At 35.6% G+C, this 22,211-nt stretch carries 15 protein-coding genes and 2 pseudogenes; 16 read left to right on the top strand and 1 reads right to left on the bottom strand.

Features of this window, described 5'->3' with window-relative positions:
* Window positions 1–86 precede the first annotated feature (86 nt).
* The 14 genes from F6K15_RS20955 to F6K15_RS21020 all read left to right on the top strand — a co-directional run bounded on the left by F6K15_RS20955 (window position 87) and on the right by F6K15_RS21020 (window position 19,309).
* Entirely contained in the window at window positions 87–227 is a 141-nt protein-coding gene (locus F6K15_RS20955; RefSeq protein WP_293063873.1) for a hypothetical protein, read from the top strand.
* Window positions 228–235: 8 nt separating this feature from the next.
* On the top strand, window positions 236–547 hold the full coding sequence (locus tag F6K15_RS20960) for a DUF433 domain-containing protein (protein ID WP_293063874.1): 312 nt from the start codon (window positions 236–238) through the stop codon (window positions 545–547).
* A 122-nt stretch (window positions 548–669) separates the two neighbouring features.
* A complete protein-coding gene (locus tag F6K15_RS20965) occupies window positions 670–795 on the top strand; it encodes a hypothetical protein (protein WP_293063876.1) in 126 nt (41 codons plus the stop codon).
* 52 nt (window positions 796–847) lie between these two features.
* Window positions 848–2,188 (top strand): hypothetical protein, encoded by a 1,341-nt coding sequence (locus tag F6K15_RS20970; RefSeq protein WP_293063877.1) that lies wholly within the window; start codon window positions 848–850, stop codon window positions 2,186–2,188.
* Window positions 2,189–2,271: 83 nt separating this feature from the next.
* Window positions 2,272–3,570 carry a DUF4157 domain-containing protein gene (locus F6K15_RS20975; RefSeq protein WP_293063879.1) on the top strand — a complete coding sequence of 433 codons (1,299 nt, stop codon included), beginning with the start codon at window positions 2,272–2,274 and terminating at the stop codon, window positions 3,568–3,570.
* A gap of 16 nt (window positions 3,571–3,586) precedes the next feature.
* A complete protein-coding gene (locus F6K15_RS20980) occupies window positions 3,587–5,491 on the top strand; it encodes a DUF4157 domain-containing protein (RefSeq protein WP_293063881.1) in 1,905 nt (634 codons plus the stop codon).
* A 154-nt stretch (window positions 5,492–5,645) separates the two neighbouring features.
* Window positions 5,646–6,083: a hypothetical protein gene (locus F6K15_RS20985; protein ID WP_293063883.1), complete on the top strand. Its 438-nt coding sequence runs from the start codon at window positions 5,646–5,648 to the stop codon at window positions 6,081–6,083.
* Window positions 6,068–6,202 (top strand): hypothetical protein, encoded by a 135-nt coding sequence (locus F6K15_RS20990; protein ID WP_293063886.1) that lies wholly within the window; start codon window positions 6,068–6,070, stop codon window positions 6,200–6,202. Before F6K15_RS20985 ends, F6K15_RS20990 begins: the two co-directional genes overlap by 16 nt.
* 197 nt (window positions 6,203–6,399) lie before the next feature.
* Window positions 6,400–10,083 (top strand): baseplate J/gp47 family protein, encoded by a 3,684-nt coding sequence (locus F6K15_RS20995; RefSeq protein WP_293063888.1) that lies wholly within the window; start codon window positions 6,400–6,402, stop codon window positions 10,081–10,083.
* Between the two features lie 16 nt (window positions 10,084–10,099).
* Window positions 10,100–11,548, top strand: coding sequence for a hypothetical protein (locus F6K15_RS21000; RefSeq protein ID WP_293063891.1), 1,449 nt, complete (start codon window positions 10,100–10,102; stop codon window positions 11,546–11,548).
* A gap of 54 nt (window positions 11,549–11,602) precedes the next feature.
* Window positions 11,603–11,926, top strand: a complete 324-nt coding sequence (locus tag F6K15_RS21005; RefSeq protein ID WP_293063893.1) for a hypothetical protein — start codon at window positions 11,603–11,605, stop codon at window positions 11,924–11,926.
* 16 nt (window positions 11,927–11,942) lie between these two features.
* On the top strand, window positions 11,943–14,345 hold the full coding sequence (locus F6K15_RS21010; protein ID WP_293063895.1) for a hypothetical protein: 2,403 nt from the start codon (window positions 11,943–11,945) through the stop codon (window positions 14,343–14,345).
* A gap of 217 nt (window positions 14,346–14,562) precedes the next feature.
* Window positions 14,563–16,836, top strand: coding sequence for a contractile injection system tape measure protein (locus F6K15_RS21015; protein ID WP_293063897.1), 2,274 nt, complete (start codon window positions 14,563–14,565; stop codon window positions 16,834–16,836).
* Between the two features lie 457 nt (window positions 16,837–17,293).
* Complete coding sequence (locus tag F6K15_RS21020) at window positions 17,294–19,309, top strand: ATP-binding protein (RefSeq protein ID WP_293063900.1); 2,016 nt, start codon at window positions 17,294–17,296, stop codon at window positions 19,307–19,309.
* A 348-nt stretch (window positions 19,310–19,657) separates the two neighbouring features.
* On the opposite strand, the pseudogene F6K15_RS21025 reads toward F6K15_RS21020, so the two are convergent.
* Window positions 19,658–19,921 (bottom strand): annotated as a pseudogene (locus F6K15_RS21025) (IS5/IS1182 family transposase); the annotation flags it as partial.
* Window positions 19,922–20,243: 322 nt separating this feature from the next.
* Between F6K15_RS21025 and F6K15_RS21030 the strand changes: the two are divergent.
* The gene (locus F6K15_RS21030) at window positions 20,244–20,807 is read left to right on the top strand and encodes a recombinase family protein (protein WP_293063903.1); all 564 of its coding nucleotides are present in this window, start codon (window positions 20,244–20,246) and stop codon (window positions 20,805–20,807) included.
* Window positions 20,808–20,818: 11 nt separating this feature from the next.
* Window positions 20,819–22,084: pseudogene (locus tag F6K15_RS21035) on the top strand (IS481 family transposase); the annotation flags it as partial.
* Window positions 22,085–22,211: the final 127 nt, after the last annotated feature.

Below are 22,211 nucleotides of genomic sequence, written 5' to 3' on the forward strand. Positions count from 1 at the left end.
AAATAGAAAGAATATTCAATCAAAATTACTGAGGAATTATGATCGAGACTTCAGTCTTTTAACAAGCAATTGAAACAGTTGAAAAATTGTCTTTAGAAGAGCAAGAAATATTAATCGATACTCTTCAAAAGCGATTGTATCAACAACGAAGAAGTATTATATCCCAAGAATTTCAAGAAATTCGCCAAGAATTAGCATTAGGAAACATTCTGAAAACTGATAACTGATAACTGAAATGACAACCCTTACCGATATTGGCAAACTAATCACAATAGACTCCCATAGTAATCGTCCTGTTATTACAGGAACAAGAACATCTGTTCGGAGAATTGCTGGTTTATATAATCAAGGTAACAATGCTGAAGAAATAGCTAGAAGATTAAATCAGCTAATAATTACGCAAATTTATGCAGCTTTAACCTACTATCATGCTAATCGTCTGGAAATAGACCAAGATATAGCTGCTGAACAAACTGCTTATGAAGAACTTGCTAAACAACATTATAGCGGTTTTCACACTGGTGAGGTACATCAACGATCCCCCTAAATCCCCCTTTTTAAGGGGGACTTCCGGTTCCCCCCTTTGTCAAGGGGGGTTAGGGGGGATCTCCTGCACCGTGTACCTCACGCTTACTGAAAAATGCTATATCAACAAACCCAACCTTAAGAATGACTCAAATTCGTCTATATTTGGATGAAGATACAAGTGATAATCACAATTGCCATTATAATAGAAAGCGATCGCTCTACAAAGTTAGCGATCGCTCTAATGGGTGGCAAAGGATGGTAAACTAAGCTACTATTGACAGCAAAATATTTTAAAAATACAAAAAAGAGGGATAAAATTATGGGAAATCTCGGTAAGCAACAAGTTAGATCTAGGCAAGTACCAAATATTGGTCACAGAAAGAGCATTTTTCAGGAAAGTAAATTTCCCCCGGTTGTTCAGAATGTTGCAGATACCTCAGCAACAACTGACTTATCAGAATACCGCAAACCTAAAACTGGGGAAATGATAGCGAATGTAATGGGAAATCTTTCTCAGTCAAATTCTTCACCGCCTCCAAGTTATATGGAGGGTAAGCAGTTACAAGTACCGAGGCGTCAGCAAGGGGAAGCTCATATTGCACCTGTACATCAGCTCAAAGCACCACCTCGGTCTGGTGTTTCTACGGTAGATATGGTTCAAAGAAAAACAAATGAGTTCACCCATTTGGCGCAGGAAGACAGTAAATATGAAAATTACAGTACAGGGACAATTACTAATCCAATAGTACAAAGAGTAATAAAAGGTAACGATCCTTTGGAAAACAGAATTTTAGAACCGGGAAATGAAAATGATTTACTATATGGCCTTACAGAATATAGAGGAACAACAATAAAACGGATAAAAGAGAGCGCTCGACAGGATAACAAACCTGAAATAGAAAATAGGAAAATGACAATAGATGATTACAATAAAGCAGTGGGCATCACTGAAGCTATAAGCTTATATCCACTTATGGGGATATATACGGTCAGAAAGGCTCTAGAAGATCCTAAAAAATGGAAACAATATTTGTCGAATTCACAACATGATTACCCAAAGGAAGAAGAGGGAGTACATATCTCTAATGAACAAAAATGGATGAAATTTCTTGTAGACGAACGCGAGAAAATAGGTCTATTTGATTTAGGTAATCGTACACCTCAAGGTAGAAAGTTTTTAATATTGCCAGGAGAAGCAACAGGTCTAAAGCTCATCAAGTCTAAAAAAAGGTTTGAAAAGAACATAGACGAGAATTTTAATAAAGAATTAACAGAAAAGCTAGTGCATAAATTATTAAGTTATGGAACAGATTATGAGACCGCGCTCAAGAAGTTTTCTGAATTAAACAAGAGAAATAATCAATTAGCGCAAGATGTGAATACATGGGTACAGAATGCTTTTTGGCGACGGACAAGCAAATTGGGAATTGACTTTGCAACAACCGAATCAGGATTAGATGCTAGGGTACATTTCAACCTTACATCAGGTAGGCGGAATGATAGAGGATGGAGTCCTGTTCCAGGGGGAATAATTAAAGATGTTGAAGAGGATCGAGGTAAGAGAAAGATAACCGAAAGTGAGTGGCGATATGCACAGAAGTTAATAAGAAATGACCCAAGTTTGAAAGAACGCATATTAGAATATAGTGAATATGAATAAAAATTGCGATCTTTGTGGTCTTAATATTAAAGCTAAAACATTATAATACTGTCCAAAAAATTATAGAAAAGAGGCAAAAAATTATGGGAAATCTCGGTAAGCAACAAGTTAGATCTAGGCAAGTACCAAATATTGGTCAGAGAAAGAGCATTTTTCAGGAAAGTAAATTTCCCCCGGTTGTTCAGAATGTTGCAGCAACCTCAGCAACTACTAACTTATCTGGATACCGCAAACCTAAGACTGGGGAAATGATTGCCAATGTAATGGGAAATCTTTCTCAGTCAAATTATTCACCGCCACCAAGTTATATGAACGGTAAGCAGTTACAAGTACCGAAACCTCAGCAAAGGGAAGCTCATATTGCACCTGTACACCAGCTCAAAGGACCTCCTCAGTCTAGTTTTCCTACAGCACAAGTGCCTCCGAATAAAACCGGATTACCAGATCGCCTCAAAGCAGGGGTAGAAAATTTATCAGGATATTCTCTTGATAATGTTAGGGTTCATTATAATTCGTCTAAACCTGCTCAGTTACAGGCGTTAGCTTACACTCAAGGGACGGATATTCATGTAGCACCAGGACAGGAGAAACATTTGCCCCATGAAACGTGGCACGTTGTTCAGCAGATGCAGGGAAGGGTGAAACCGACGATGCAGATGAAGGGAGTGCAAGTTAATGATGATGTTGGATTAGAGAAAGAGGCAGATATGATGGGACCAGCAGCAATTTTAAAACAGAATAATGTAGAGGGAACTACAAGAAGTATTTCGTTTCATTCCAGTGTGGTTCAAAGAATAGAGTTAAATAATAATGTAATTGTAAGTTCGTTTGATAGGTCAAAATTTGTAAATGAAGAAAATGCTATAATTACTACTTCTGCTACGCAGGAATCGTTTACTGGTGGGCATGCAATGATGTTTTTAGAAATATTAGATGAAGATAATTTAGCGAATACTTTTTTGATTCATTTAACTACTCCTGGTGATGGTACAATAAATGTTGATATAAAGCAACTTCAAATAGAGTATAATCCTTCTTCTGTTTCTTCTCTCTTTTTCAGTCGGCGTATTGAAGGTGAGTTAAGAATTCCAGCAAAAACTCAATCGTATGTAGTAGATCGTCAGAAAGGCTTTATTGCAATGGCTTTGGCTAGGCAAATTGGTGACGATCCTAATAATAGGTATATATTAAGTGGAAGTAAATTTTTGAATCTTAATCCGTTCTCAAGTGTTACGTATATGAATTGTTCTGATTTTGTTGAGAAAATTCTTAATGAAGTTGGTGTTTCTATTAGTGGAGGGATATTGAGCCGACCTTCTGTTGTATCTGAAAAAGATACTAGAACAAATGAACAGATTTATCGAGAAGCTACAAAGTTGTGATTTTAAGTAAAAAGGATTGATAAAAAAAATTATGGGAAGTTTTTGTCGGCAGAAAGTTAGATCCAGCCAAGTACCAAATATTGGTCAGAGACAGAGCATTTTTCAGGAAAGTAAATTTCCCCCGGTTGTTCAGAATATTACAGCAACCTCAGCAACAACTGATTTATCAGAATACCGCAAACCTCAGACTGGGGAAATGATAGCGAATGTAATGGGAAATCTTTCTCAGTCAAATTCTTCACCGCCTCCAAGTAATATGAATGGTAAGCAGTTACAAGTACCGAGACCTGAGCAAAGGGAAGGTCATATTGCACCTGTACACCAGCTCAAAGCACCACCTCGGTCTGGTTTTCCTACAGCACAAGTGCCTCCGAATAAAACTGGGTTGCCAGATCGCCTCAAAGCAGGGGTAGAAAATTTATCAGGATATTCTCTTGATAATGTTAGGGTTCATTATAATTCGTCTAAACCTGCTCAGTTACAGGCGTTAGCTTACACTCAAGGGACGGATATTCATGTGGCACCAGGACAGGAGAAACATTTACCCCATGAAGCATGGCACGTTGTTCAGCAGATGCAGGGAAGGGTGAAACCAACGATGCAGATGAAGGGAAATCTGAATGTGAATGATGATGCTGTGTTGGAAAAAGAGGCTGATGTAATGGGAGGAAAAATCAAGGAATTAAGTAGTTATAGTGGCTACACGGTGCCAGATAGTTTAGTTAAAAATAATTTTGGTGTTGTTGGGCAACAAACTATTCTGAATATTAAAAATAGCTCTGAAATTCAGCGTAAAATAGTTGACAGTGGTGTTGGTGGCTCGCTGGAAGAAAATATGGTTGAAAATAAACTAAAAGAAAAAAATATAGATATAGAAGTGATTGGTGTTAAAAATTATTTGAGAAACAGAATTAAAAGCAGGTTAGATTTTACTCTAGACCAAATAATTGATCGAATAGTGAAAATTTCAGTTGATAATCATAAACAGATAAATCTTGATGAGAACTGTCACCAGTTTGAAACTGTGAATGAATATGTTGAAAGAACAGGTGTACGTACATTATACAGAAGTATCAGAAGTAAAGATGTTGATAAGGATAAATTTGAATTGAATCAAAAAGTATCCGTACCTGCGGAAATAAAGTTGCCAACATCTCCGGGAGAGCGGTTCAAGGAACTAAAAAATCTTCATAGGCATCCAATGGAATCGCACGAGTCCCCTAAAAGAACAAAAATAACTAATGAAATAGAATTGATACCTGGAGATTCTATGGCACAGTTGCTTCCTGCCGATCAGGTGAGTGGTTCATTTGCAACACAGTTTATTAGTACGTCAAGTAATCCTTTGGGTGCTATTGTTAATACTGTTAAGAATTGGGATTCAGGATCTAATCGGACTCGTATGAGACCTCTTAGATTTTGGGACCCAGTAGTCAAGATAGATTTAACTTATTTACTTAATCATCAGGACATTAGAATATATGATATGAAAGCAGACTATATTGAATGGCCGAACTTAAATACCACTGGGGTAGGAGTGAAGGCTAATGCTGAAGTTGATAATGAAATTTTAATCAGTGGTAAATTGCCGCCACAAGCGGTAGAAATTTATCGTGCGGAGCCGGGTAGAATTGCGCTTGATGTTCTTGAGAAAACTGCGCAGCCTCCATCTAGTTTACTTCAACTTAGTGAAATAAGTAGTCTTTTATGGTATGCTAGAGATTCTGAAGTAGATTATGTTGTTGATATTCTTAATTCATTGGTTGAAAACAATATTCTCAAGTGTAATCAAATAGTTAGTGAATTGAAGGGGGAAGATAAAAAAGATGATCCCTCTAATGCATTTATTTCTGCTTTAAAGAAGGTTTTAGGCAAGGAACGTGCACAGGAACAATTGCTTGAGAATGAAATTTATACTTAAATTTGATTTATATAGTACAGAATAAATTAAGAATAATTGAGCCATCGAAGGGATATTACAATCTAAATTTCATCTAGATTAAAAGGAAATTATTCCCTAATTCTTAAACTTCAGATAACTACCATTCCTAGTCAAATCAAAAAATCAAAATTAAATGTCTAGATTTATTCTTATAGATGGCGACAAAGCCAATTTTATTCCCGTCTTTGGGAAAGCAATAGTTACAGTAAGACCAGGTAGATTAAAAGCTAGTGGTAGATCCACATTAAAAGGTAAAAAAATCTGTGTGGATGGGGATGAAAAAAAGTTATCTGTTTGCGGATGTATGTACATTTCTCCTCCTTATGTAATTCCTGGAACTGGTACATTAAAAATAGCATCTTTAGGAATAGATCAAAAGGCTAGAAAAACTTATAGTGGTCGAAAAAAAGTCCTATTGAAAGGAAGCATATTTATAGCTAAATTTAAAGTTCAAAGTCCTGCTATAAAACCTCCTACTGCTCCTGGAGAACCTCCTACACCAGACCCCATGCGTCAATATTCAGGAATGGGAACTTTTTCCACAATTAATACAAAATGGCAAGCAACTTAATCAAATTAATTTTAGTCGATCGCGACTTACGCAGTAACATTTTATCTAGTGTGGGCGAATGCCATTCGCCTCTACGGGTGGTGTATTATTTAGTATTTTGCGTAAGTCCTGTTAATTAAATTTAGATTAAAATTTATATATTTATTTAAAACAAACTTGAAAATAAGTTTATAAATACGCAATTATTATTCATAATTTATCTTGAATTTAGTCAGGTTGTTATGGTTTAAAATTACTGGGAAATAGATAATAGTTAAAAGCCCAAAAAATTGCAGAAGATTGAGGAAAACTAATAAGTTGAAATGGGTATTAGCTGATGAGTGAAAATCAACAAAAAACTTTTCGGGATGGGGTGAGTCAGAGCGATCGCCTCCTGAAACAACTGAAACCAGATTATGTGGCAGTGGAGGAGCGCAGTCTGTCAGATTTCCTTAAGTTTGTACAAGAGTATGCTAAGAATGTCAATTATTATGATGAATCTAATAGAAAAAAGGGTGATTGGTCTAATTTCTTTCCTAGCAAAGATACCAAAGAAAAAAATGATAAAGATGTTCAGGATATGGTGGATTACATTGAGAATCCCCAAAAATTTCAGTCAGACCAAGAGACATTAAGGCAATTATATCAGGCTCATATTGAGAATCCTCAAAAGTTTCAGGAATATCAAGATAAATTAAGGCAATTAAGGCAATTATATCAGCCTCATTTAGTTTTATTATTCACATTTTTAAAATTATTAGAACATCCTCAGCAGCAGTTTAAAGACCTGACTGGAAGATATCTTGATTTTTATTATAAAGATGTACTGAAGTTAACCAAAAAAAAAGAAGTACCTGACAAGGTAAATGTAATTTTTGAGCTAGTTCCAGGTGTAGAAGAACATCTAATTAAAAAGGAAACATTGCTAAATGCGGGTGTAGATAGTCAAGGTATTGACCGTTATTATAAGATTGATAGAGAGATAAATGTTAATCAAGCTCAAGTAGCTAGTATTAAAACTTTATTTGTTCAGAAAAACGAATCAGATGAAATTGAAAATATTTATGCAAATTCTGTAGCTGATGCAGAAGAGGGAGAGGAAAGTGAATTACAATTAGAAAAAAGTTTTCAAACTTTAGGAAGTGATGATAAGGAAAAAAATAATACGCCAATAATTATCGGTTTTGCTGTTAGTTCTCCGGTATTATTTTTGCCAGAAGGTAAACGGACTATTCTTCTGAATTTGGAAGCAAAAGAAGAAATTTTGAATCCAGAGAGTATCCAAGAATTAATAAATACTAAGGTTGAACCTTTTGATATTTACTTGAGTAGTGGATTGGAATGGATACAACTTCAATCTTTTAGTTGGGGAACAGGCGATTTTATATTTATAGGACAAAAACCACTAAAATGCTATGATTCTCAAGAAATATCTCTGTCTGAAGAGGATAAGACTGTTTCTTTAAGTAATGGAAATGGAGAATTTGACGAGGAAAATGTAGGGCAAATTCTGATATCGAATGACGGTCAAATATTCAAGATTACCTCATTAAAAACAGACGATAAAAAAACTGCTAATCTAGAAATAATTTTAGAGAATAAAACTATTAAAGAGAATTTTGAGAATAAACAAATAAATTTATATGGGAATTTAGCAATTATCGATCATAATAATAATACTAACAATTCATTACTGCTTGAGTTAACCCTTGATTCGACTTTACCTGCCATTTTACCACTCAATTTAGATGAATCAAATGAGGAGTTAGATTTTGTGGTTCCAACTCCCTACCCAATTATCAAATTTCTGTTGAAAGAAGTAAAAAATACCGAGCCAAACAAATATAAAATATATTATGAAGAATTTAAGTCTATAGAATTAACAAAAGTCTATATACAGGTCAAAGCTGAAAATATTCAAGATATAAAACTACGAAATGATAACTCAGTCCTTGATAGTAAAGCAGCTTTTGAGCTGTTTGGTGATGCTCCAAAAGTAGGTTCGGGTTTTTATTTTGCTAATCAAGAAATAAGCCAGAAAAAATTAGATAGTCTGACTTTAAAAATGGAATGGATGGGACTTCCTGATGACTTTGAAAAGCACTATAAAGCTTATTCGGAGAATGTTGAAAATACTGCGATTAAAAATGACAGCTTTAAAGCTAATTTAAAGTTTCTTAACAATAAAAATTGGGTTGGTATTGAAAGCTCCAAATCTATTTTTGCTGAAGTTGATGGTACTTTGAGTAATGAAATTAGCCTTAATTATCAAAAATTCAATGATATTAAAGACTATTCTCCAGACACTTCTACCCTAGAAATTGATACAGACGATCCTTTTGAATACAGCAGGTACTTTAAATTAGAATTAGAAAAACCAGACTTTGGGCATGATTTATATCCTATAGTATTAAATCAAATTGCTTTGTCTAACTCCACATCAAATTCAGGAGATATAATAACTCCTGGAGGTACAACAACTCTAGAAGGTATAATAACTCCAGGGGATACAATAACTCCAGAGGATACAATAACTCTAGAAGGTACAATAGCTCCAGGAGGTACAATAACTCTAGAGGGTACAATAACTCCAGAGGATACAATAACTCCAGAAGATACAATAACTCTAGAAGGTACAATAACTCCATATCCTACTAAAATTGTATATCCTCCTTACACCCCGGAGGTAAAAGCGATTTCCCTTGACTACACTACTTCAGTCGAAATTAACTTGCCAGATTCTCCAAAAGGACAAGACTCTGACAAAATATTTCAAATTCATCCTTTTGGGTATTATGTGGAGATCCAAGATTCATTTGGCTATGGAGATCAAAATGAAGAAAAGAAAAAATACCTCCTACCTCAATACGAAAATGAGGGAAGGTTATACATTGGTCTTCACAATCTAAAGCCTCCTCAAAATATCTCTATTCTCTTTCAAATAATACCAGGAAGTGGTGAGAAAGAATTAGAAACACCTCTGGTTGACTGGCATTACTTAGATGGTAATTCTTGGAAAAAGTTTAAAGATAAAGAGATAGTGTATGATAGTACAGGTAAGTTATTAAATACGGGGATTATCCAGTTGGCAGTGCCAACATTAGATCCTGAACAGCATATATTACCTAGTGGTTTACATTGGTTACGAGCTAGTGTAGCAGAAAATGCTTTGGCTATTCCTGGCACTCTGGGTATCAAAACTCAAGCAGTCAGTGCTACTTTCTTAAATCAGGGGAATGCTGCCGATCACTTTGCCAAACCTTTACCAGCTAATTCTATTCAAGGGTTTGTTATTCCTGAATCAGCTATTAAAATAGTCAAACAACCTACTACATCATTTGGTGGCAAACCTGAAGAAAATGATGATAAATTTATTACACGGGTTAGTGAAAGACTACGCCATAAACAGAGGGCAATAACAGCTTGGGATTATGAACGTCTGGTATTAGAAGAGTTCCCAGAAATATATAAGGTAAAATGTATTACTGCAACTGAGAACAAAAATCCTGCTGATGCCAAGGTGACAGTGGTTGTCATACCTGATATTTCTAATACTACCCCTTTGCCAGAGGAACCGAAAGCACCTTTGTATTTGCTGAAGAAAATAAGAGATTTCCTGAAAAAACATACTTCAGAATTTGTAGAAATAGAGGTGAAAAATCCTGAGTATCAACCTCTGACGTGTATAATCAAAGTCGTGTTTTCTGGTGAACCTAATCAAGAAGGTGAATATATCAATAAACTCAATGAAGAGCTGAAACAATTTTTTGCTCCTTGGGCTTATGATCGGACAGTGGATATTCCTTTGGGCCGTTATATTGAAGAATCTTTGGTTATCAATTTTATTGCTCAAAGAGAATATGTCTATTATGTTGCCGATTTTCAATTTGAAGAAAATATTGATATGAAACCGGATTCGATTTTTGTTTCTGCTGAGAACCATGATATAACACCATTTGTAGAACCAGATAGTTACGGCATTGGTTACATGGCGATCGGCGATAGTTTTATTGTTAATTAATTAAGGATTAAAAATTATGACTGCACAAGATCCAAAAAGCAGAGATGAGTTAAAAAAGAAATTTCAACAGGGTGCAATCCCTTCTGGAACAGATTTTGCAAATTTGATTGATTCTAATCTGAATCTTGCAGAAGATAAAGAAACACTAAGTGGTAGTCTAGAGGTTAGTGGAGATTTGAAGGTAGGGAATGATTACTTAGTAGTAAACAGCAGTGGTGTCAGTATCAGTACATTAGCTATAGACAAACTAGACTTAGGCAAAGGTTTGACGGTAAATGAAAATAGCTTAGTGGTAAACGAGACAAGTGTGAGTATAGGGAGTTCAACTGAACTACAGGTACATGAAAACCGCTTAGTAGTAGATGGCAGTGGTGTGAGTATAGGATCAACTTCAACTTCACCAGTCAACCTAAATGTAAGTGGAGATTTGACAGTAGGGAGCGATCGCTTAGTAGTAAATAGCACTGGTGTGACTATTAGTAGTACATTAGCCATGGAAAAACTAGACTTAAACGAAGGTTTAACGGTAGGGAGCGATCGCTTAGTAGTAAATAGCACTGGTGTGAGTATTGGGAGTTCAACTGAACTACAGGTACATGAAAACCGCTTAGTAGTAAATGGCAGTGGTGTGAGTATTGGAAGTTCAAATTCAACAGGAGTTCTCAAGGTACATGAGGATCGTTTAGTAGTAAATGGCAGTGATGTGAGTATAGGATCAACTTCAACTTCACCAGTCAACCTAAATGTAAGTGGAGATTTGACGGTAGGGGGCGATCGCTTAGTAGTAAACAGCACTGGTGTGACTATTAGTAGTACATTAGCCATGGAAAAACTAGACTTAAACGAAGGTTTAACGGTAGGGAGCGATCGCTTAGTAGTAAATAGCACTGGTGTGAGTATTGGGAGTTCAACTGAACTACAGGTACATGAAAACCGCTTAGTAGTAAATGGCAGTGGTGTGAGTATTGGAAGTTCAAATTCAACAGGAGTTCTCAAGGTACATGAGGATCGTTTAGTAGTAAATGGCAGTGATGTGAGTATAGGATCAACTTCAACTTCACCAGTCAACCTAAATGTAAGTGGAGATTTGACAGTAGGAAGCGATCGCTTAGTAGTAAGTAATAGTAATAGTAGTGTAAGTATAGGGAATTTTTCAACTTCGACGTCGCCAGTCAACCTAAATGTAGGTGGAGATTTGATGGTAAAGAACAAACTTATTAAAGTGAAAAAGTATACAGTAACAATAGGGAATGAAGATACTTGCAAAACTGATTATCCAGTATCAGAATATGTTTGTGTAATTGCTGGTTTAAATTGTGAATCAGAAAAATTAGATAAACTTTCCGTTTATACCAAAAAAGATAATCAAAATTGGAATATTCAAGTAAATTCCGCTCCTTTTAATGGAAATATTGACGTATGGGTAATGGCAATTAGTACAAAAATTGCTGAAATTATAGAATAAGATGAGTAAATATAAGTATCAAAATAGCTCCAAATATTTATAGATAGAAACAAGATGAAAGAACAACTCGAACAACGTCTGCAAAAACTCAGAAATGAATTAGCATCAGGACAAAAAATGGTAGCCGAATTAAAAGCTAAACAAAAAAATCTTAATCAAACCTTACTGCGTATTGAAGGTGCAATTCAAGTATTAGAAGAAGAGATTGCTAAAATAGAAGAAGATGATTTTGCTGAAACATTAGACTTCTCAAAAAATAAGGTTAAGAGTCTAAAAAATCTAGTTCAACCTATCCATCAGACAATTGCTCAAGAACAATCTTCAACTAATCAATTAACTTCAGATAAATTAACTTCAGAAAATAGTTCCCAGGGATAAATTAATAATAACTAACATGAATGAAGACCTTACCATTTCTAATACTCCTCCAGAACATCCAGGTATGGATTTTGCCGGGTTGCGGGAAGAGGGTATTCAGCACATTGAAAAGCTAGGAAGTCAAATTTGGACAGACTATAATACCCACGATCCAGGTATTACTATTTTAGAGCAATTCTGCTATGTCATAACGGATTTAAGCTATCGACTTAACTTCGAGATGAAGGACTTACTTGCACCTCGTCCTGAAGATGCTGAAGAAAATATAAAACAGTTTTATACAGCTGGAGAAATTCTTACTGTTAATCCTCTGACTATTAATGATTATCGCAAACTATTAATTGATATTGAAGGTGTAAAAAATGCTGAATTAAAACGAATTCAGCATACAAAACCTTCTATGTATTATGATAAAAACAATCATACTTTAACTATTAATTATAATAATTCTAATGATGAACAAAGTGAAAGAGTCTACTTAAAAGGACTTTATGAAGTAATTATTGAACTAGATGATGTAGAAACAACAGAAGAAGATAAAGCTATTATTAAAGCAAAAGTAGTATCTAAACTTAATCAGCATCGGAATTTGTGTGAATATTTTTTCGGTGATATTAAAATCTTAGATACTGAAAAAATTGCTGTAGAGGCACATATTGATATAGAAGATGACTCTGATGAAAGTGAATTAATGGAAAAGGTATATGATGAGCTATATAATTATATTTCTCCTAACCTAGAATTTCATACTTTAAAAGAACTACAAGATGAAGGTAAAAATACTGAAGAGATTTTTGAAGGATATCCTCTCGAACATGGTTTGATTAAGGACGAAGAATTTGATGTTCTGATTAAGAAAACAGCATTGTATACCTCTGAAATAATTGAGAAGCTTTTAAAGATTGAAGGGATAAAAACAATTAGAGAAATCAAGCTTTTAGGTAATTCGTCATCAGCTCAAGAACAAGGATGGGTGTTACCATTAGCTCCCGATAAAACACCACGACTTAAAAAACCTAATGATGATGATGATTATCATCATCATCATACTAAGATTATTTTTTATAAAGGAAACCGTTCTTATCCTCTTGATCTTGAGATTTATGACAATAGTTCGGAACCATCAGAAGAATCATTATCAGCGAAACAAATACAAGATATTCCTATCCCAGTAGGAGAATACAGAGAATTATATGACTATGAATCAATTCAAAATGAGTTTCCAGCTAATTATGGTATTGGAGAATTTGGTTTACCTGCTTCTGCAACTACCGAACGCAAGAGTCAAGCAAAGCAGTTACAAGCTTATTTGATGTTTTTTGACCAGATTTTAGCTAATTATTTTACTCAATTAGAACATACTAAAGATTTATTTTCTTTCCAAAATGAGGATAATCAAACCTACTTTTCTCAGGATATTTCTAGTTTTCCTGGTGCAGACGAAATCCTAAATTCAAATGGTTCCTCAGACAAGCAACCAGAGGATTTACAGGAAGAGGAAAAGAAAAATATTAATTTAGAAAGAAAAAGTCGTTTTTTAGATTATTTAATGGCACAGTTTTGTGAAAAATTTACAGATCCTTCGTTGCTTTATAGTGAAGAATCACCAGAAAACAAACTGATTAAAGATAAAGTTACTTTTTTACGAAATTATCCCCAAATTAGTACTGGTAGGGGTCAAGCATTTGACTGTACTAATTCTCAGGAAGTTTGGGATACAGATAATGTTTCAGGACTAAAAAAAAGAATTTGTTGCTTATTAGGAATGCCTTATGAGCGAAAATATTTAGCTCTTTCAGATGAACAAAATAAAATAGAAGGTTTTCATCTGGTTGAGCATATTTTACTTCCTCTTAATCAGGATGAATCTTTTACTGTAAATTTGGGTTATCCAATTTCAAAGTTTGAAAAAGTAGAACTAGAAGAAGAAGAGAAGAATGAAACAGAAAAAGTTACTTGTACATCTGAGAAACATGGACTTTCAAATTGTGAAAAAATACAAATATTTGATTCAGGGAGCTACAATAATGATTACATTGTTAGCAACGTGAAAGCAGATACATTCGATATAAAAGTAGGAATAGAAGACCCCAAAACAGGAAAATGGATACACAAAGAACCACACAAAGATCCTTTTTCTTTCCAAATCAGTTTTGTCTTCCCTGGTTGTATAGGTCGCTTTAAAGACAAAGATTTTAAAAATATAGTTTATGATATTATTACTTCAGAAATACCAGCACATATAACTCCTTATTTTCACTGGTTTGATCAAAGTAAAATGGAAGATTTTGAGAGTGTTTACTTTGAATGGTTAGATGAAATCATGAGTAGAAAAAATAATAATATTGATAATACTAAGAAAATGATCAAACTATTATCAATTGGAGATATGACGATTGAGCCACAAAGTGGTGAATAAGAATTTAAAATAATCTATTAAATTGTAAATATTTAGTTAGCTTGCGCTTAGTTTTATAGTTTTTTCATAAATTAATGAATATACGCTGATCGTGGTTAATGACAGTTTTTTTCCAATACTTTTAATGCTACTTAAATTTCTCAATACTAATTTTTGCTCTAAAGGCAATGAATATAGCTGACTGCTGATAACTGATAACTGATAACTGAAATTACCAGTGAAAAAACAACGACATATTATCAAAAAACAGGTGATAGAACTTAATTTAAGTTCACAACAAGGTGCTTTTACATTGCAAAATGAGGTAAGTAGAATATATCGTCAAAAAGTTGTTCCTCTAATAGATAATTTATTAAGTCAGTCGATCGCTCCAGACACAATACATCGAATTAATACTCTAGAAATTAATTTAGGAAATATTGATATTAATAATTTGGAACAGGATTTGATTGAGAAAATTCTTGAACAAATTCAACAGGAACTAGAGGTGGAATTTAGTTCTTCTGTTAAGCAAACAAATATATCTGAATCTGGTCAAAAAAATGTCGATAGTAGTAATTATTCTGCTCCTCAACAAGACCGTAAGTTGAAAAATTTAGAAGCATTTAAGATTAAGAATAAGAGGCGATCACAACTAGAAATTTTTAGCTACTTCTTAGACACAGGAATGCTTCCCTGGTGGACGGAAAATTTCAGCAAACAGGAGTTAGAAAAATGTTGCGATTATCTCATTACAGATTCGCCTATTCAGGTGAAGTATATTGTTGAGGAATGCTTGAAAAATATCAAGAAGTTACAGCGTTTAATTTACCAATTTTCTGATGTAATACTCTTAAAAATAGTAAGTTTGTTTGTTGGGGATTTAGTGGAGTTTATTGCTAATTATAATACAGATATTAAGCCTATTTTTGAACAACTAGAGCAGACGAGAAATATTCCTATAGCAAAATTAAGATTTCAGAGATGGGAAGGAATATTATTGAGTCTATCTGTTAGGGATAATACTAAAGTCAATAAGCTCAGTGTAGTAGAAGCAAATTTATTATTTATAGCAACCAGTAATGGGATTAATTATACTGACTTGTTTAATAGTTTTGTTACTAAAATAGAGCATCTAATTAGAGAAGGAAGAGAGTTTAAAAGTTCACTTCCAGAAATCTTAGAAAATCTGAAAAATCATCAGTCAAGCACAGAAAATATTAGTGGTGACTCTAGGGAAAAAAAAATCTTAGAATCTGGTCAAAAATTAACTCAAAATCAACAGATATTAGAAAAATATCAACAGCAAATTCAGCAACTTAATCGGCAAATAGAAAATTTATTACAGGAAATCAGAAATTCTAGTCTAGTCGGGAATAAATCCGATGCAGAAATTAATGAAAATCTGAAAAATCATCAGTCAAGCACAGAAAATATTAGTGGTGACTCTAGGGAAAAACAATTCTTAGAATCTGGTCAAAAATTAACTCAAAATCAACAGATATTAGAAAGATATCAACAGCAAATTCAACAACTTAATCGTCAAATAGAAACTTTATTACAGGAACTAAAAAATTCTAGTCTAGTCGGGAATAAATCCGATGCAGAAATTCATAAAAATCTGAAAACCTCTGACTCAATTCCAGAAAATATTCCTGGCGACTCCAGAGAAAAGGAATTTTTAGAATCTGGTCAAAAGTCAAGTCAAAATCAACAGATATTAGAAAGATATCAACAGCAAATTCAACAACTTAATCGTCAAATAGAAACTTTATTACAGGAAATCAGAAATTCTAGTCTAGTCGGGAATAAATCCGATGCAGAAATTAATGAAAATCTGAAAAATTCTCAATCCGTCACAGAAAATATTAGTGGCAACTCTAGGGAGAAAGAATTATTAGAATCTGGTCAAAAGTTAAGTGAAAATCAACAGATATTAGAAAAATATCAACAGCAAATTAAGCAACTTAATCGGCAAACTAAATTTCTAGATTCCGTTAATTTTAGTGACTCCGATGAAATATATATTCGCAATGCAGGATTAATTTTCTTATGGCCATTCCTCAAGCGTTTTTTGCTCAAAATAGGACTGGTACAAGAAAATCTTTTTATTAACATCACATCTGCTGAACGGGCAGCTATTTTACTCCAGTATATAGTCGATAACTCAATAGAAATACCTGAATATATTTTACCTCTTAATAAAATACTTTGTGGTATAGATTTATTAGAGCCAATAGACACAAATTTAGAAATCACTAAACAAGAAATAACAGAATGTGAAAATTTGCTATCTGCTGTAATTCAAAATTGGTCAATTTTAAAAAATACATCTATAGAAGGATTTAGAAAAGCTTTTTTGCAACGAAAAGGTATTTTGAAAATTCGTGATGGTAGTTATCTACTACAGGTTGAACGCGAAACCTACGATATCTTACTAGATAGAATTCCTTGGAGCATACAAGTTGTCAAACTACCCTGGATGAATAACATTTTATATGTGGAGTGGTAGATGGGTTCTGTTGCAGAAAAAGTCAGAAAAAAACAACGAAATATTTAATAATTATAGCCTCACGGGGTAACAAGCAGCTCAAAACCCCTAGTGAGATAATGGTTTAAAGGATATAATTGGGGAGACTGTGCAAAAACGGGAAAATTGCTATAACTGAGAGAGGAATAGAAGTAGTGATTCCTCCGAAAAAAAAACCACGCGTCAACTTCGTAATTACGATGGGATATTGTACTAAGCACGTCATTTATAACGAAAATTTCTTTGCAAAACTCAAACAATATAGAGCGTTTGCAGAGCCTAGCGGCGGCTATATCCCTTAAAAATTTGTAGCGTTTTCGGCTAAGAACCAACATGAATGCTCCGCATGACCTCAGAAAAAAGCAGATATTTGCGGAGCGCGATCGCTCTATTTACCATACAATATATATAGTGTCTTTGCGTAAATCCTGTTTATAACATGAAAATATCCCCTGTCTCTAACTGGAATCAAGAAAACTTAACCACATTAATAAACACCACTAATTATATTCGTCAATATCTAGAAAATAAATTGGAGGATAAAAGTTTACAACTTTTGCCGTCCGACATAATACCACCTAATTCAGCTTTGGCTAAATTGTGTTATAAATTTAGGTTGACTGAATTTGAGCGGGATATTCTTTTACTGTGCGTCACTCTGGAGATTGACCCCAAGGTGGCTGATTTATGCGCTAAAATTCAAGGTAATCCCCAACTTAATTATCCTACCTTTGCCTTAGCTTTAGCTACTTTTCCTCAAGCTAGTTGGTTTGTGCTTTCTCCCCATAATTCATTACAATATTGGCGATTAATAGAAATTGGTACCAGTTTTACTCTCACTCAAGCTCCTCTGCGTATTCAGCCACATATTTTTAGTTATCTCCTAGGAGAACCTAGTTTTGATAAAGAATTATGGGGCTTTATTTATCCTGTTCCTTCTCACCTAGAACAAATTCCTCTAGCTCCCTCCCAAGAAAAAATTGTCGAGCAAATAGTATTGATTTGGTCTGAGCTATCTTATACATATACATATCCTACCTTACAGCTTTGTGCTGAAGAATCAACAGCTAAATATGCTATAGCTAAAACTCTGTCTGTGCATTTTGGTTTTAATTTGTATTTGATGTCATCGACTGTGTTTTCCCAATCACATAACGATATTCAACAAATTAAACAACGTTGGGAAAGGGAAGCTTTGCTACATAATAATTTACTACTGATTGAGTGCGAAAATATTTTACCAACTGAGTCTAAACTTGTTTTCGAGGTTTGTCAGTTTGCAGAAAATTTGCTAACTCCTATAATTATTTGTAGTCAGAAACGACTGCAAGCTCAACACGATCGCTTTATTACTTTTGATATACCTCAACTAAATTACCAAGAACAAACAGACATTTGGATAACCAATCTTGGTCTAAATGCAAACAAATTCCCAGTCCAGATTAGTAAGTTAGTATCTCAATTTAATCTCAGCAGTACCACTATTCAAGCAATCTGTCAACAATTTAAAATTCAAAATTCAAAGCTTAAAGCTGAAACTGAAAATTGTTCTGTTCCTTCCCAACTAGAATTAGGTAGCATTTCTTCTGATTCTGAGTTTGAGAAACTTTGGAATCTCTGTCGTTCTCAAGCTCGTCCTCAATTAGAAGGTTTAGCTCAACGAATAGAGACATCTGCAACTTGGGATGATTTAGTTTTACCTTCACAACAATTTCAGGTACTGACAGACATAGCAACTCATCTGCGACAAAAAGCTAAAGTTTATCAAGAATGGGGTTTTGTCAACAAAGGATATCGAGGTTTAGGTATCAGCGTCCTTTTTCATGGTGAAAGTGGAACTGGTAAGACTATGGCAGCTGAGATATTAGCTAATGAATTTTGTCTAGATCTCTATCGCATAGACTTGAGCGCTGTAATTAGTAAATATATAGGGGAAACGGAAAAGAATTTAGAGCGCATATTTCTTGCTGCTGAAACAGGAGGAGCAATTTTACTCTTCGATGAAGCTGATGCCTTATTTGGTAAACGTACCGAAGTTCAGGATAGTCGCGATCGCCATGCTAATGTAGAAGTATCTTATTTGCTACAGCGAATGGAAGTATATCAGGGTTTGACTATTTTGACTACTAATTTAAAAGCTGCTTTAGATTCTGCTTTTGAGCGTCGCATCCGGTTTATGGTTGGTTTTCCTTTTCCAGATGCTGCTTCGCGAACCAAGATTTGGCAACGCATTTTTCCTATTCAAACACCAACTCAAGGGTTCGATTATCAATTATTGGGACAACTCAAGGTAGCTGGGGGTAATATTCGCAATATTGCCTTAAATGCAGCTTTTCTCGCTGCTGATTACAATGAACCTGTAATGATGAAACATATCCTTCAAGCTACTCAACGGGAGTATTATAAGTTAAAAAAAATGTTAACTGATGAAGAAATAAGAGGATGGTCTGATTAACCTCACGGGGTGGCAAGCTAGCTGAAAGCTATATAGAGAAATTTTTTCGCGTTTTTTTGCTAATATTTCAACAAAAAGAAAACGCTTATTGAGAATGAAGGGGTGTAGTGCGTTCGCAGAGATCACGCACTACACCCCCCCAGGGAAAACGCATCTAATTTTTTTGACAAATGACCAAAATTACAATTTGAGAATAGTCTTTGCGCTCATGCCGAATTTTACCTTCAATAAATAGTATCTGGGGGAAAAGTAGCGAAGATACTGTTGGCGAGTGCGACTCGTTTCTAGTAGGAGAGGGCTTTGTTGCATGAATGTTGCGATCGCAACTTCTCCCACAAGAGAAGTTAGTTAGAATTTTACTTTGTAGCTTTCTGGCTTACAGCTCTGTATCATACGGTTAAGTATGGCACATTGTATGAACAACTCCGTCGCCTGATTGTCGAATTTCCGTCGTCGCAACTTACCTCCAAATATTACTTTCAGCCTAAACATGGTTGTTTCTGATAGAGAACGCCGATGATATCCACTCTCACGTTTCCACTTTTTACGTCCTACTCTACGAATCTCTCTGAGGTTCTCATCTCTGGGATGAGGTGCATCCTTACAGTTACCTGTAGCGGCCAGCAATAAGAAAGCCCCGGACCAGCAATAAGGAACTTTTTCAGCCAGGATTAATTGCAACTAGATTAACGTTTGAGCCAGAATTAACTGCAACTGAGCCAGGATTAATTGCAACCAGACAGCAATAACTTTTTTGAGCCAGGATTAAATGCAACTAGAAGTAAAGAAAACGTTCGTTTTTTTTACCTTTTTCTCTCAGCAATGACAGAAACGAAAATAGGACTTTAGAAAAGTAAAAAAACTCAGTCAATTTATCTAAGGCAAGATATAATAATTAGTAATGAGTTTTTTGCCTTATGACTGAGGCCCACCCATGCTAATTGGTTATGCCCGAGTCTCGACAGATGACCAAAACTTAAGCCTGCAAAGAGATGCCTTGCGGACTGCGGGATGCCATCGGATTTATGAAGATCGTATTAGTGGGGCATCAGCAGCCAGACCTGGTTTACAAAAAGCTCTTGAAGTAGCTCGAACCGGAGATGTATTAGTTGTGTGGCGTTTAGACCGACTCGGGCGATCGCTCAAGAATTTGATAGAGATAGTAGAAACTCTTTCAAAAAGAGGTATAGAGCTACAAAGCCTTACAGAAGTAATTGCTACAAACTCTAGTAGCGGTAAACTCATCTTCCACTTATTCGCAGCCTTAGCCGAATTCGAGCGTAACCTGATTAGAGAACGAACCCAAGTAGGCTTAAAAGCAGCTCGTGCCAGGGGACGGAAAGGGGGTCGCCCCAAAACCCTCAAACCAGCCCAGCGCCAGTTAGTAGTTAAACTTTACGATGAAAGCCAATACACCATTGATGAAATCTGTCAGATGATGGGCATCTCCAAGCCAACGCTTTACCACTACATTGCGGAGGCTAGAGGAACGACGTGAGTCGCAAACAAATTCCCTCTGAAGCCCTCGTTCAACTACGCTCTAGGTTGGAATTACTGCCAGAGCGTTCGCGGGAGCGTCGCGCACTAATTGAAGAAGCCTCTGCCAACTATGGTGTGTCAGTAGATACTCTATATCGTAGTTTGCGAAGACAACAAAAACCAAAAGCCATTCAACGTTCCGACAAAGGAAAACCTCGTAAACTAACCCGCTCAGAAATGGAGAATTACTGTGAGGTAATAGCAGCGATGAAAATCCGCACCAACAACTCCAAAGGGCGACACCTTTCCACAGTACGAGCCATTGAACTACTAGAAGAATATGGCATAGAAACCCCAGACGGTTTCATTCAACCACCAAAAGAACTGCTGAAAAAAAGTACAGTCAACTATTATCTCAAAGCTTGGGGATACGACCACACATCCCTCACCCGACAGCCACCAGCAGTGCGCTTTCAAGCCGAACAGAGTAATGAATGCTGGCACTTTGACTTGAGCCATTCTGACTAAAAATATATCAAGCAACCCCCTTGGGTGCAGTCTGGGCGAGGAAAACCACAATTAATGCTCTACAGCGTAGTTGATGACCGCAGTGGTGCTTGTTATCAAGAATATCGCTGTGCTTATGGCGAAGATGCAGAAACTGCTTTACGATTCTTGTTTAACGCCATGAATGCTAAAACCATTGAAGGGTTTTCATTTCAAGGCATCCCACAAATGCTCTACACCGATAACGGTCCGATTGCCAAGAGTCGAGTATTTCAGAACGTGATGGACTGTTTGGGAGTAAAAGTAGTAACCCACCTACCTAACGGTAAAGATGGCAGACGAGTTACAGCACGAGCTAAAGGCAAAGTAGAGCGCCCTTTTCGCACCATCAAGGAAGCTCACGAAACTCTCTACCATTTCCACCAGCCAGAAACTGAAGTTGAAGCCAACCGTTGGTTACACCAGTATTTGCTCAACTACAACAGTCAACCTCACCGTCAGGAAAACCATTCTCGCATCGAAGATTGGCGTCTACACCTCCCCAAGACAGGATTACTGCAAATGTGTAGTTGGGAACGCTTTTGTACCTTTGCCAGGGAACCTGAACAGAGAAAAGTTGATGGTTGTGCGCGAATCTCCGTTGAAGGAGTGGCTTACGAAGTAGACCCAGATTTAGCAGGAGAAAAGGTGATTCTCTGGTGGGGATTATTTGACAACGAGTTGTATGTGGAAAAGGAGGAAAAAAGATATGGCCCTTATTTACCAGTAGATGGCCCCATTCCCCTACATGGAGAGTGAAAAAAATCGGGGGAGATGACAATATATGGTAATATGGACAAATGTCTAATTACTCCGAACCCGTTATCTACCAACTCAAAGTCGTACTACTGGGTATTAGTCCGATGATATGGCGTCG

It is taken from the genome of Okeania sp. SIO2B3 (assembly GCF_010672525.1).
Taxonomy (GTDB): Bacteria; Cyanobacteriota; Cyanobacteriia; order Cyanobacteriales; family Microcoleaceae; genus Okeania.

Bases quoted from the DNA above. Each gene is read 5' to 3' on its own strand.
- F6K15_RS20960 (WP_293063874.1), top strand. From the start codon at position 236: ATGACAACCCTTACCGATATTGGCAAACTAATCACAATAGACTCCCAT.
- F6K15_RS20965 (WP_293063876.1), top strand. From the start codon at position 670: ATGACTCAAATTCGTCTATATTTGGATGAAGATACAAGTGATAATCAC.
- F6K15_RS20970 (WP_293063877.1), top strand. From the start codon at position 848: ATGGGAAATCTCGGTAAGCAACAAGTTAGATCTAGGCAAGTACCAAAT.
- F6K15_RS20975 (WP_293063879.1), top strand. From the start codon at position 2,272: ATGGGAAATCTCGGTAAGCAACAAGTTAGATCTAGGCAAGTACCAAAT.
- F6K15_RS20985 (WP_293063883.1), top strand. From the start codon at position 5,646: ATGTCTAGATTTATTCTTATAGATGGCGACAAAGCCAATTTTATTCCC.
- F6K15_RS20990 (WP_293063886.1), top strand. From the start codon at position 6,068: ATGGCAAGCAACTTAATCAAATTAATTTTAGTCGATCGCGACTTACGC.
- F6K15_RS20995 (WP_293063888.1), top strand. From the start codon at position 6,400: ATGAGTGAAAATCAACAAAAAACTTTTCGGGATGGGGTGAGTCAGAGC.
- F6K15_RS21000 (WP_293063891.1), top strand. From the start codon at position 10,100: ATGACTGCACAAGATCCAAAAAGCAGAGATGAGTTAAAAAAGAAATTT.
- F6K15_RS21005 (WP_293063893.1), top strand. From the start codon at position 11,603: ATGAAAGAACAACTCGAACAACGTCTGCAAAAACTCAGAAATGAATTA.
- F6K15_RS21010 (WP_293063895.1), top strand. From the start codon at position 11,943: ATGAATGAAGACCTTACCATTTCTAATACTCCTCCAGAACATCCAGGT.
- F6K15_RS21020 (WP_293063900.1), top strand. From the start codon at position 17,294: ATGAAAATATCCCCTGTCTCTAACTGGAATCAAGAAAACTTAACCACA.
- F6K15_RS21030 (WP_293063903.1), top strand. From the start codon at position 20,244: ATGCTAATTGGTTATGCCCGAGTCTCGACAGATGACCAAAACTTAAGC.